The sequence below is a fragment of the Streptomyces sp. NPDC085596 genome, assembly GCF_044541565.1.
In the GTDB taxonomy this organism is placed as follows: domain Bacteria; phylum Actinomycetota; class Actinomycetes; order Streptomycetales; family Streptomycetaceae; genus Streptomyces.
Map to the genome: position 1 here is coordinate 393,854 of NZ_JBITTC010000002.1, position 12,083 is coordinate 405,936.

Here is a 12,083-nt window from a genome sequence, read left to right on the forward strand (position 1 = left end):
GGCCCTCTCTCCCCACGGCTGTACGCGAACGATCAATGCCGCCCGCCACTACCGTACGGGGGAGTCACGTCGCCATGTGTGGCAATCCGTGAATTCCGTCCCCCGAGATCGCGCCGTGCCCGAGAGGGCCCGTACCGCTCAGTCCTCGTGCCCCAGCTGCAGGTCACGCTCCGTGCGGCCGCCGCCCGCGACCTGGAGCACGGTGGCGACCGGCGGGTAGCCCGCGGCGATGACGGTGTACTCGCCGGAGGAGAGGTCGACGAAGCGGAAGGTGCCGTCGGCGCCCGTGGTGAGGGTGTCGACGACGTTTCCGGCCGCGTCGAGCAGGGTCACGCGGGCGTCCTCCACGGCCCGCCCTCCCCCGGCCCGGACGGTGCCCTTGAGCACGGCTCCGCCCGCGAGTTCGACGTCCTGACGGGTCTCGCGGGACGCCTGGACGCTGACCGGCAGGGCGGCCGGCCGGAAGGCGGGCGCGCTGGCGGCGAGGGTGTACTCCCCCGCGACCAGCTCGGTGATGACGTACCCGCCCTCGCGGCCGCTGCGGGTGGCGGCGACGACCTCGCCGTGCACATTGGTGAGCGTGACGGTCGCGTCGCGTACGGGGCTGCCGTCGGCGGTGAGCACGGCGCCCGCGAGGCGTCCGGCGCCGCCGAGGACCACGTCCAGTTCGACGGGCCGTTCGCCGACGGTGACGGAGACGGCCTGTGGCTGATGGCCGCCGGCCGCCGCGATCAGCACGTACGAGCCGGAGCCGGGGGTGGCGAGGGCGTAGCGGCCGTCGTCGCCGCTGGCGCCCCGGCCGATCTGCACTCCGGCGATGTCGATGAGGGTGAGCGCGGCGCGGGGCACCACGGTGCCGTCCGGGTGCTGGACGGTGCCGCAGACCGCGATCCCGGCGGCGTGCGGCGAACGGGCCTGGGGCGGTACGGGGACGCTGACCGGCACGGTGTCCGGGTCGGTGGCGGTGGGGGCGTGCTGGGACACCAGGGGTTTCTCCTTGAGGAAGAAGGCGATGATCAGACCGAGGACGAGCACCGGCACCAGGTACAGGAAGATCCGGGGCATCGCGTCGGCGTAGGCGTGGATGTAGGCGTCGCGGAGCGCCGGGGGCAGCGCGTGCACCAGCTGCGGGGTGATCGCCTCGGGGTCGGGCAGCGCGGCCGAGGCGTCCGGCGGGAGGTCCTCGCGCAGGGCGTCGGTGAGCCGGTCGGCGAAGAGGGTGCCGAAGATGGCGGCGCCGACGCTGCCGCCGATCTGACGGAAGTAGTTGTTTGCGCTGGTGGCGGTGCCGAGGTCGGCGGGGCGCACGGAGTTCTGCACGGCGAGCACCAGGACGGGCATGACGAGGCCGATGCCGGTGCCGAGTACGGCCATCCAGACGCTGTAGGCCAGCCGGGAGGTGTCGACCTCCAGCCGGGACAGCAGCCACATGCCGAGCGCGGACAGCGCGCTGCCGAGCAGCGGGTAGACCTTGTAGCGGCCGGTGCGGCTGATGAGCTGGCCGCCGATGACGGAGGCGCCGACGATGCCCGCCATCATGGGCAGCATCAGCAGCCCGGACTCGGTGGCGCTGGCCCCGTCGACCATCTGGAGGAAGGTCGGCAGATAGCTGGCCGCGCCGAACAGGGCGACGCCGATGACCAGTCCGACCAGGCCGGTAATGTTGAAGACGGAGTCCCGGAACAGCCGGAGCGGGATGAGGGGTTCGGCGGCGAAGTGCTCGGCGGCGACGAAGAGGACGACGGCGGCGAGCGCGCCCGCGCCGAGGCCGATGATCTCCTTGGAGTCCCAGGCGTACTCGGTGCCGCCCCAACTGGTCAGCAGCACCAGGCAGGTGGAGGCTGCGGCGAGCAGCAGCGCGCCGAGTACGTCGAGCCGGGCGCGGGTCCTGGGCCGGGGCAGCTTCAGCACGGCGGCGACGACGGCGAGGGTGACCAGGCCGAAGGGGACGTTGATGTAGAAGCACCAGCGCCAGGAGAGGTGGTCGGTGAAGTAGCCGCCGAGCAGGGGTCCGGCGACGGAGGCGAGGCCGAAGGCGGCGCCGATCAGGCCCATGTAGCGGCCGCGTTCCCGGGGCGGCACGATGTCGGCGATGATCGCCTGCACGCCGATCATCAGGCCGCCCGCGCCGATGCCCTGGACCGCGCGGAAGGCGATCATCTGGTCCATGCTCTGGGCGCGCCCGGCGAGGGCGGAGCCGATGACGAAGACCAGGATGGCGAACTGGAAGACGCCCTTGCGGCCGAAGAGGTCGCCGAGCTTGCCGTAGAGCGGCAGGCCGATGGTGGAGGTCAGCAGGTAGGCGGTGATCGCCCAGGACATCTTGTCCAGGCCGTGCAGCTCGCCGACGATCTTCGGCAGCGCGGTGGCGACGATCATCTGGTCCAGCGCGGCCAGCAGCAGCGCGAGCATCAGCCCGACGAAGACCAACCGCACCTGGCGCGCGCCGAGTTCGGGTCCGGGGGCGGGTGGTGGGTCCAGGTGTTCGACCGGAACCGGCGCCGCCTCGGCGGCCGGCTCCTCGCACACCAGCGTCGTTCCGCCCACGTACCGCTCCCCTCGCTCACACCTGTCGCACATCCCGCGTTACGCGACAACTGCGAACACATACGGCGAGTTACGGCATGAATCCGGTCTCGGCGGCAATCACTCGAACCGGTGAGGGGAACAACGGCCCCTCACCGGCCGGTTTTTGAGGCTTACTTCTCGACTTCGGCGGCGAGCTTGTCGAGCACCGAGTCGTAGATGCGGCCGAGGCCCTTGGGGGCGAAGGTGCGCTCGAAGAAGCCGCCGACGCCGCCGGCGCCCTTCCAGGTGGTGGTGACCACGACGCGGGAACGGCCCTCTCCGGCCGGGGTGACGCGCCAGGTGGTGACCATGGTGGAGTTGCGGTCCTTCTCGACCAGCTCGCCGTCGGTGGGCTCGCCGACCTCCAGCAGGCAGTCGCGTACACGCTTGCTGGTGGCCTGGAGCTTCCAGTGGACGAGGGTGCCCGCGCCGTCGCCGCCCTCGCGCACCTCGTACTCGCTGAAGTGCTCCGGGAGCAGCCGCTGACGCGTGCCCCGGTAGTCGGCGAGGGCGTCGAACACCTTCTCCGCGTCCGCCGCGACGACCCGTTCCGTAGTGGCCTCGACCTGCGCCATTGCTTCCTCCACGAGCTCATTCCTCAGGGTTTCGGCAAGCCAACCACCCCGGCGTCCGGCCGCCCAAATCGGGGTCCGCCCGATCATGGGAACAGATGTTCTATTCTGGGTGCGAGCTACCGAGGAGGCGTCATGCGCTGGGAGAACCTGACCGACGAGTCCGGTGGTCACGGCCGGACCCCCGACGGCGCGCTGTTCGGCGCGGACGCCGTCGTCACCCGCACCTTCGACACCCCCGAGTTCCGGGGCATCACCTTCCACGAGGTCCGGGCCCGCTCGATCCTGAACCGGGTGCCGGGCGCGTCCCGGATGCCGTTCGAATGGACGGTGAACCCCTACCGGGGCTGCTCGCACGCCTGCGTGTACTGCTTCGCCCGCAAGACGCACAGCTATCTGGACCTGGACACCGGTCTCGGCTTCGACTCGCAGATCGTGGTCAAGGTCAACGCGCCCGAGGTGCTGCGCCGCCAGCTGGCCTCGCCGCGCTGGGGCGGGGAGCACGTGGCGATGGGCACCAACGTCGACTGCTACCAGCGCGCCGAGGGCCGCTACCGGCTGATGCCGGGGATCATCGACGCCCTCACCGAGCGGGCCAACCCCTTCTCCATCCTCACCAAGGGCACCCTGATCCTGCGCGACCTGGACCGGCTGGTCCGCGCGGCCGAGGTCACCGACGTCGGCATCTCGGTCTCCGTGGGCTTCACCGACCCCGAGCTGTGGCGCACGGTGGAGCCGGGCACCCCGGCGCCCGAGCGGCGGCTCGACGTGGTCCGCACGCTCAGGGAACACGGCATCGGCTGCGCGGTGCTGATGGCCCCGGTGATCCCGTTCCTCAGCGACCAGCCCGAGCGGCTGCGCGACACCGTGCGCGCCATCGCGGAGTCCGGGGCCACCTCGGTGACCCCGCTGGTGCTGCATCTGCGGCCCGGCGCGCGGGAGTGGTTCATGAGCTGGCTCGCTCAGCACCATCCGCACCTGGTGGCCCGCTACGAGCGGTTGTACGCGGGCGGCTCCTACGCCCCCACCTGGTACCAGCGCCGGGTCACCCGCCAGGTGCACGAGCTGGCGCGGGAGTACGGCATCGGGCCGACCCGCGCGGGCGCCACCCGGCGCATCCGCCCGGAGCGGCCGGAGGAGCGGCCGGCGGAGACCGAGCCGACGCAGCTCACCCTCATGTGAGGGCGTTCGAGGGCATCGGGCGACCCGTTCGGGTCAAGTACGGGGCGGACGTGCGCCGGAGACGTGGATTGCAGGGACGATGCCGCGAGGACCGCGGCCCTCGCGGTCCGCGCCATCCTCCGTCCCGTGGAGTACCCACGCATGAGAACACGCGCAGCCGTACTGGGCGCGACGGCCGTCCTGCTGGCCGCCTCGGCCACCGCCCTGCCCGTCCAGGCCGCCCCCGCCCCCGCCGCGCCGGGCCTGACCTGGAAGGACTGCGGCACCGGTGACTACCCGACCCTCCAGTGCGCGTCCCTGAAGGTCCCGCTGGACCGCGCGCGGCCCGCCGGGCGGCAGATCACGCTCGCCCTGTCCCGCGTCCCGCACACCGCGCCGACCTCCCAGGGCCCGCTGCTGGTCAACCCCGGCGGCCCCGGCGGGAGCGGTCTCACCCTCGCCGGCTTCATCGCCTCCGCGCTGCCCGCGAAGGTGGCCGCGCAGTACGACGTCATCGGGTTCGACCCGCGCGGCGTCGGCAAGAGCACCCCGGCGCTGAACTGCGCCCCGGACCACTTCGCGCCGGTACGCCCCGACACCGTCCCGGCAACGCCCGAGCTGGAGCGGCGGAACCTGGACCGGGTGCGGTCCTTCGCCACCGCCTGCGGCAAGGCGCACGCGGATGTACTGCCGTACATCGACACCGTCTCCGCCGCCCGCGACCTGGAGTCCGTCCGCGAGGCCCTGGGCGCCGAGCGCCTCAGCTATCTCGGCTACTCCTACGGCACCTACCTCGGCGCGGTCTACGCCAAGCTCTTCCCCACGCGGGTGCACCGCCTGGTGCTGGACTCGATCGTGAACCCGACCGGCGTCTGGTACGAGGACAACCTCACCCAGGACCACGCCTTCGACGCCCGGCACAAGGCCCTGATGGCGTGGATCGCCGGGCACGACGAGGCGTACGGCCTGGGCACCGACCCCGCGCGGATCGAGGCCGACTGGTACGCGATGCGGGCCGCGCTGGCGAAGGACCCGGCGGGCGGCAAGGTGGGCGCCGCCGAGCTGGAGGACACTTATATGCCGGGCGGCTACTACGACGGCTACTGGCCCTACCTCGCCGAGGCGCTCGCCTCCTACGTCCACGACAAGGACACCGGGCCGCTGGAGGAGGCGTACGAGAACTTCGCCGCCGTCGACGCGGCCGGGGCCAACAACTACAGCGTCTACACGGCCGTTCAGTGCCGGGACGCGGCCTGGCCGCGCGACTGGCGGCGCTGGTCGCGGGACACCTGGGCGGCACACCGCAAGTCGCCCTTCATGACCTGGAACAACACCTGGTACAACGCCCCCTGCGCGTTCTGGCCGACGCCCCCTCGCGAGCCGGTCAACATCGCCAACGGCAAGCTCCCCCCGGCCCTCCTCTTCCAGGCGACGGACGACGCCGCGACCCCCTACTCGGGCGGTCTGACGACCCACCGCCTCCTGGCCCACTCCAGCCTGATCGTCGAACAGGGCGGCGGCAACCACGGCCTGACCCTCACCGGCAACTCCTGCCTGGACGACCACCTCGCCACCTACCTCACCAACGGCACGGTCCCCCGCGGCCGCGGGGAGATCGACGCCGTCTGCGACAAGTCCCCCGCCCCAAAACCCCTGACCGCGAAATCGGCTCCCGCCGCTTCCAAGGGCTCGACCCTCCACGGGTTGCTGGGCTTCCGTCGCTGAGGCCCCGCCGGTGCCCGCCGCTCCGGCGGGCACCGGAAAATCCGGGGCGCCGGCCAATGCCCCTCCCTAGGCTCCCCGCCATGGACACTCTCAGCATCCGCCCGATGGCCCTCTCCGACTGCGACCGCGTGGCCGAGATCCGCGTGACAGGCTGGCGGCACGCCTACCAGGGACTGATGCCGCAGTCGGACCTCGACGAGCTGAGCGTCGAGGCGGACGCCGAGCGCCGCCGGGCCCACTTCGCGCGCACGGACGACCCCACCACCCACCTGGTCGCCGAACGCGCGGGACGGGTCGTCGGCTGGGCCTCGGTGGGACCGTACCGGGACGGTGAAACCCACACCGAGGAAGCCGAGTTGTACGCGCTCTACGCCGACCCCGCACACATCGGGACCGGCGTCGGACGGGCCCTGCTCACCGAGGCACTCGCCCGCAGTGCCGCCCAACCGCGCATGCTGCTCTGGGTCCTGCGGGACAACACCCGCGCCCGGCGCTTCTACGAGCGGGCGGGCTTCCGCCCGGACGGCGAGGAGGACGGCACGTCGGTCCCGGAGGTGCGGTACGCGAGATCTCAACTCCGCCGCTGCTGACGTGGAATGCGGCCCAGTGCCGTCATCGCCGCCTCCGCCAGGGACGGGTGGGCCAGGGCCTCTGTCAGGACTCGCTTTGCTCTTGGGTCGGCCAGGGTGCCGAGGCCGTCCACGCAGGCGAGGGCGACGCGGCGGTAGGGGTCGTGGGGGCGGAGGCGGCGTTCGAGGGTGGTGATGAGGGCGGGGACGGACTCGGGGGCGCGCAGGCGGACGAGGAGCCGTACCGGGTGCAGGGCGTAGGCGACGCGGAGTTCGTTGGTGGCGAGGGCGGCGGCCGCGCGGGCGGTGCGTGGGTCGCCGAGGGCGGCGAGTGCTTCGGCGGCCGAGGCGCAGCGGGGCGGGTCGCGGTGGTTGAGGAGCAGCACCAGGGACTCGAACGCCCGCCGGTCCCCGCCGACTCCGAGCCGGTACGCGGCCAACTCCCTGGCCCACAAAGGCTGTCCGGGCGCGGTGAGCACGTCGGCCAGCTCGTCGTGATCCCCGGTGCCCACCAGCCTCTCGTACGCGGCCCCGCCCCGCGACTCCTGCCGTAAGCGTTCGGTGAGCACTCGCAACTCTTCGTCCACGCACCCAGCGTAGGCGCGTGATGACGGTAGAGGGAGGTACATCACAAAGCCGAGTTGGCGCCCGCCACTGGCGCGCTCGTTACTCACTGGTTAAGCTCAGACGAGCGAGTTACCCACTCGCGCTTCGGCTGGCGACGGTCTGGTGACGCAACCGTCGAGAGCACGACCCGGCTCCGGGACAGGGCCGGTCGGCAAGTTGGACCGTCCAGGGCGTGTGCGCGCCCGACATGACGGCACCGGGCGTGTGCGCTTCGCGGCCCGGCAACACCCGCATCCCCGCGCTCCGTCGCGTGTGCGTCTTCACGCGTCCGGCGCGTTCCCTCGTCGTCACCACTCTTCCTGGAGTTCCGCGATGGCCACTCCCCTGTCCCACACCCCTCCCTCCCCGCTCCGGACGATCGCCGTGGTCGGCCTCGGCACCATGGGCACCGGTCTCACCGAGGTCCTGGCACGGGCCGGCCGCGAGGTGGTCGGCATCGACATCGACGCCGTCCAGGCCGCCAAGTGCGTCAAGGCGCTGGAGAGCTCCACCGCCCGCGCCGTCGAGCGCGGCCGGCTCACCGAGCCGGAGCGCGCCGCCGTGCTGGACCGGGTCACCACCTCCACCGACCTCGCGGCGGCGGCCGACGCCGACCTCGTGATCGAGGTGGCCCCGGAGTCGTACGAGATCAAGCAGCAGATCCTCTCCGAACTGGACCGGGTGGTGCGGCCGGAGACGATCCTGGCCACCGGCACCAACGCGCTGTCGGTCACCCGGCTCGCCGCCGGCTCGGACCACCCCGAGCGCGTCCTCGGCCTGCACTTCTTCAACCCGGTGCAGGCGATGAAGCTGGTCGAGGTCGTGTCCTCGGTGCTGACCGCGCCGCAGGCGGTCACCGCCGTCACCGACCTCGCGTTCGAGCTGGGCAAGGAACCGGTCCGGGTCGGCGACCGCCCCGGATTCGTCGCCGACGGCCTGCTGTTCGGCTATCTGAACCAGGCCGCCGCGATGTACGAGGCGCGGTACGCCTCCCGCGAGGACATCGATGCGGCGATGCGGCTGGGCTGCGGTCTGCCGATGGGCCCGCTCGCCCTGCTGGACCTGATCGGCGTGGACACCGCCCGCCGGGTCCTGGAGGCGATGTACGCCGAGTCCCGCGACCGGCTGCACGCCCCGGCGCCGATCCTGAAGCAGCTCAGCCAGGCGGGCCTGACCGGCCGCAAGGCGGGGCGCGGCTTCTACACCTACGCGGCCCCCGGCAGCGCCGAGACCGTCCCGGACGCCCTCACCCCGGCGTCCGGCAGCGCCGCGACGACGGGCCGTACGGTGCGCTCGGTGGGCGTGGCCGGGTCCGGCACGATGGCGTCGGGCATCGCGGAGGTGTTCGCCAAGGCTGGGTTCGAGGTGATCCTGGCCGCCCGCAGCGAGGAGAAGGCGCAGGCCGCCAAGGCGCGCGTCGGCAAGTCGCTGGACCGGTCGGTCGCCAAGGGCCGCCTGACCGCCGAGTCGGCCGCCGGGATGCTGGAGCGGATCACCCCGGCGGGCAGCTACGAGGCGTTCGCCGACGTCGACCTGGCCGTGGAGGCCGTCGCGGAGGACCTGGACGTCAAGCGGCAGCTGTTCCAGGCGCTGGACAAGGTCTGCAAGCCGGGCGCGGTCCTGGCCACCACCACCTCCTCGCTGCCCGTCGTGGCCTGCGCCCGCGCCACCTCGCGCCCGCAGGACGTGATCGGCATGCACTTCTTCAACCCGGCCCCGGCGATGAAGCTGGTCGAGGTGGTGCGCACGGTGCTCACCGCCGACGACACGCACGCCACCGTCCGTGAGGTCTGCGCCCGGCTGGGCAAGCACCCCGTGGACTGCGGCGACCGGGCCGGCTTCATCGTGAACGCGCTGCTGTTCCCGTACCTGAACAACGCGATCAAGATGGTCGAGGAGCACTACGCGACCCTGGACGACATCGACGCGGCGATGCGGCTGGGCGGCGGCTACCCGATGGGCCCGTTCGAACTGCTGGACGTGGTCGGGCTGGACGTCTCGCTGGCCATCGAGAAGGTGCTGCACCGCGAGTTTCGCGATCCGGGTCTCGCCCCCGCGCCGCTGCTGGAGCACCTGGTGGCGGCGGGCTGCCTGGGCCGCAAGACCGGCCGGGGCTTCCGCGAGTATGCCCGCCGCTGACGGCGACGGTTTCCGGGACCGGCCGGAGTGGGGCGGGCTGCTCGAACCGGGCGGCCTCACCCCGCCCGGCCGGGCTCCCGCCCGCCCCGAGGGCGAGGGCTCCGGCCACCAGGCACCCGCGCGTGCGACGGCGTCCATGCAGTACGTTCGGGTCATGTCCCAGCCCGTCAGGTCCTCACGTACATCCGCATCCTCCGACGCACCGGAGAGCGCCGTGGGCGGTCGCGCCGCCGCCCAGCGGCTGAAGATGCGCCGGGAACTGGCGGCCGCCGCGATGGAACTCTTCGCGGCCAAGGGGTACGAGGCGACCACCGTCGACGAGATCGCCGCGGCGGCCGGGGTCGCCCGCCGCACCTTCTTCCGCCACTTCCGCTCCAAGGAAGAGGCGATCTTCCCGGACCACGACGACACCCTGATCCGGGCCGAGGCGGTGCTCAACGCCGCCCCGGCGCACGAGCATCCGCTCGACACCGTGTGCCGCGGGATCAAGGAAGTCATGAAGATGTACGCGGCCCAGCCGGAGATCTCGGTGGCCCGCTACCGGCTGACCCGCGAGGTGCCGACCCTGCGCGAGGCGGAGATCGCCTCCGTGGCCCGCTACGAGCGGCTGTTCACCCGCTATCTGCTGGGCCACTTCGACGAGCGGGCGCACGCCGACGACGCCAACGACGACCCGCTGCTGGCCGAGGTCGCCGCGTCCGCCGTGGTCACCGCCCACAACCATGTGCTGCGGCGCTGGCTGCGGGCCGACGGCCAGGGTGAGGTGGAGGCGCAGCTCGACCACGCCTTCGCCATCGTCCGCCGGACCTTCGGCACCGGCATCGGCGCCGGCCGGAGCACGGCCGCCGGTACCACCCCGGCCCCGGCGACGGCCTCCGCGCACGGCGAGGTGCTGGTGACGGTCGCCCGTACCGACGCGCCGTTGGACGAGGTCATGCGGACCATCGAGCAGGCACTCAAGGAGCGCTGAGCGGCTTTCTCCCCCTGCGACGACGGCCACCCTCCGGGGTGGCCGTTTTGACATTCCGGGGGCCGATTTGACCGGGCTCTCCGACCTCATTCGATCGATCATCGCTCATTTGTTACGTAAAGATTTCATGTGAGGGGAAGTTCTGGCACTCAGTGCCTTGCAGCCTGACACGCGGTGTCATACGTTGAGAGTGTCCGGACGGCCGGCGCGTAGCGAAATCCCGCGCGTCGGCTGTCCCCGCAAGCCACCCGGCTCGCGCGTCCGGACGCCTGCGTCACAGGCAACCTCCCGCGCCACAAAGCGCCGCCGAAGCATCAGCCGCCCAACAGACGGCACACCCCTCGCACCCCGAGCGCACTTCCCGCACCGACGAAACCCCAGCGCCCCCTCCCTCAGGGGCGTTCACCGCCGGAGGCAATACCGTGACCGTGAAGGACATCCTCGCCGCGATCCAGTCGCAGGACGCCACGTCCGCCGACTTCGCCGCGCTCCCGCTGCCCGAGTCGTACCGCGCCATCACCGTGCACAAGGACGAGACGGAGATGTTCGCGGGCCTGGAGACCCGTGACAAGGACCCGCGCAAGTCCACCCACCTCGACGAGGTGCCGCTGCCCGAGCTGGGCCCCGGCGAGGCCCTGGTGGCCGTCATGGCCTCCTCGGTGAACTACAACTCGGTGTGGACCTCGATCTTCGAGCCGCTGTCCACCTTCGGGTTCCTGGAGCGCTACGGCCGCACGAACGAGCTGGCCAAGCGGCACGACCTGCCGTACCACATCATCGGCTCCGACCTCGCGGGCGTCGTCCTGCGCACCGGTCCCGGCGTGAACGCCTGGAAGCCCGGTGACGAGGTCGTCGCGCACTGTCTCTCCGTCGAGATGGAGTCCTCGGACGGCCACAACGACACGATGCTCGACCCCGAGCAGCGCATCTGGGGCTTCGAGACCAACTTCGGCGGGCTGGCGGAGATAGCGCTCGTCAAGTCCAACCAGCTGATGCCGAAGCCCGGCCACCTGAGCTGGGAGGAGGCCGCCGCCCCCGGTCTGGTCAACTCCACCGCCTACCGCCAGCTCGTCTCCCGCAACGGCGCCGGGATGAAGCAGGGCGACAACGTGCTGATCTGGGGCGCGAGCGGCGGACTCGGCTCGTACGCCACCCAGTTCGCGCTGGCCGGCGGCGCCAACCCGGTCTGCGTCGTCTCCAGCGACCAGAAGGCGGACATCTGCCGCTCGATGGGCGCCGAGGCGATCATCGACCGCAACGCCGAGGGCTACAAGTTCTGGAAGGACGAGCGGACCCAGGACCCGAAGGAGTGGAAGCGCTTCGGCAAGCGCATCCGCGAGCTGACCGGCGGCGAGGACATCGACATCGTCTTCGAGCACCCCGGCCGCGAGACCTTCGGCGCGAGCGTCTTCGTCACCCGCAAGGGCGGCACCATCACCACCTGCGCCTCGACCTCGGGCTACATGCACGAGTACGACAACCGCTACCTGTGGATGTCGCTCAAGCGCATCATCGGCTCCCACTTCGCCAACTACCGCGAGGCGTGGGAGGCCAACCGCCTGATCGCCAAGGGCAAGATCCACCCGACGCTGTCGAAGGTGTACTCGTTGGAGGACACCGGCCAGGCCGCGTACGACGTGCACCGCAACCTCCACCAGGGCAAGGTCGGCGTGCTGTGCCTGTCCCCCGAGGAGGGACTCGGCGTGCGCGACGCCGAGCTGCGCGCCGAGCACATCGACGCGATCAACCGCTTCCGGAACGTCTGAGGAGCGC

Annotated in this window: 9 protein-coding genes; 6 read left to right on the forward strand and 3 right to left on the reverse strand. The window is 71.8% G+C overall.

Annotated elements, in window-relative coordinates; translation table 11 throughout:
- Positions 1-138: 138 nt before the first annotated feature.
- Together ACIGA3_RS07450 and ACIGA3_RS07455 are read right to left on the reverse strand one after the other, a co-directional pair.
- The gene (locus ACIGA3_RS07450) at positions 139-2,547 is read right to left on the reverse strand and encodes an MFS transporter (RefSeq protein WP_399711463.1); all 2,409 of its coding nucleotides are present in this window, start codon (positions 2,545-2,547) and stop codon (positions 139-141) included.
- Positions 2,548-2,699: 152 nt separating this feature from the next.
- Complete coding sequence (locus tag ACIGA3_RS07455) at positions 2,700-3,143, reverse strand: SRPBCC family protein (RefSeq protein WP_399712481.1); 444 nt, start codon at positions 3,141-3,143, stop codon at positions 2,700-2,702.
- A gap of 132 nt (positions 3,144-3,275) precedes the next feature.
- Here ACIGA3_RS07455 and ACIGA3_RS07460 point away from each other — a divergent pair, with 132 nt between their 5' ends.
- The 3 genes from ACIGA3_RS07460 to ACIGA3_RS07470 all read left to right on the forward strand — a co-directional run bounded on the left by ACIGA3_RS07460 (position 3,276) and on the right by ACIGA3_RS07470 (position 6,616).
- Entirely contained in the window at positions 3,276-4,322 is a 1,047-nt protein-coding gene (locus ACIGA3_RS07460; RefSeq protein ID WP_399711465.1) for an Rv2578c family radical SAM protein, read from the forward strand.
- Between the two features lie 141 nt (positions 4,323-4,463).
- A complete protein-coding gene (locus ACIGA3_RS07465) occupies positions 4,464-6,026 on the forward strand; it encodes an alpha/beta hydrolase (RefSeq protein ID WP_399711467.1) in 1,563 nt (520 codons plus the stop codon).
- 80 nt (positions 6,027-6,106) lie between these two features.
- On the forward strand, positions 6,107-6,616 hold the full coding sequence (locus ACIGA3_RS07470) for a GNAT family N-acetyltransferase (protein ID WP_399711469.1): 510 nt from the start codon (positions 6,107-6,109) through the stop codon (positions 6,614-6,616).
- On the opposite strand, the gene ACIGA3_RS07475 is transcribed toward ACIGA3_RS07470, so the two are convergent.
- Positions 6,598-7,182 (reverse strand): adenylosuccinate lyase, encoded by a 585-nt coding sequence (locus ACIGA3_RS07475; protein WP_399711471.1) that lies wholly within the window; start codon positions 7,180-7,182, stop codon positions 6,598-6,600. The genes ACIGA3_RS07470 and ACIGA3_RS07475 overlap by 19 nt on opposite strands.
- A gap of 352 nt (positions 7,183-7,534) precedes the next feature.
- Between ACIGA3_RS07475 and ACIGA3_RS07480 the strand changes: the two genes are divergently transcribed.
- From ACIGA3_RS07480 to ccrA, 3 genes are all read left to right on the forward strand, one after another.
- On the forward strand, positions 7,535-9,340 hold the full coding sequence (locus ACIGA3_RS07480; protein WP_399711472.1) for a 3-hydroxyacyl-CoA dehydrogenase family protein: 1,806 nt from the start codon (positions 7,535-7,537) through the stop codon (positions 9,338-9,340).
- Between the two features lie 154 nt (positions 9,341-9,494).
- A complete protein-coding gene (locus ACIGA3_RS07485; RefSeq protein WP_399712484.1) occupies positions 9,495-10,310 on the forward strand; it encodes a TetR family transcriptional regulator in 816 nt (271 codons plus the stop codon).
- 422 nt (positions 10,311-10,732) lie between these two features.
- Entirely contained in the window at positions 10,733-12,076 is a 1,344-nt protein-coding gene (gene ccrA, locus ACIGA3_RS07490) for a crotonyl-CoA carboxylase/reductase (protein WP_399711474.1), read from the forward strand.
- Positions 12,077-12,083: the final 7 nt, after the last annotated feature.

Bases quoted from the DNA above. Each gene is read 5' to 3' on its own strand.
- ACIGA3_RS07470 (WP_399711469.1), top strand. From the start codon at position 6,107: ATGGACACTCTCAGCATCCGCCCGATGGCCCTCTCCGACTGCGACCGC.
- ACIGA3_RS07460 (WP_399711465.1), top strand. From the start codon at position 3,276: ATGCGCTGGGAGAACCTGACCGACGAGTCCGGTGGTCACGGCCGGACC.
- ACIGA3_RS07455 (WP_399712481.1), bottom strand. From the start codon at position 3,143: ATGGCGCAGGTCGAGGCCACTACGGAACGGGTCGTCGCGGCGGACGCG.
- ACIGA3_RS07465 (WP_399711467.1), top strand. From the start codon at position 4,464: ATGAGAACACGCGCAGCCGTACTGGGCGCGACGGCCGTCCTGCTGGCC.
- ACIGA3_RS07480 (WP_399711472.1), top strand. From the start codon at position 7,535: ATGGCCACTCCCCTGTCCCACACCCCTCCCTCCCCGCTCCGGACGATC.
- ACIGA3_RS07485 (WP_399712484.1), top strand. From the start codon at position 9,495: ATGTCCCAGCCCGTCAGGTCCTCACGTACATCCGCATCCTCCGACGCA.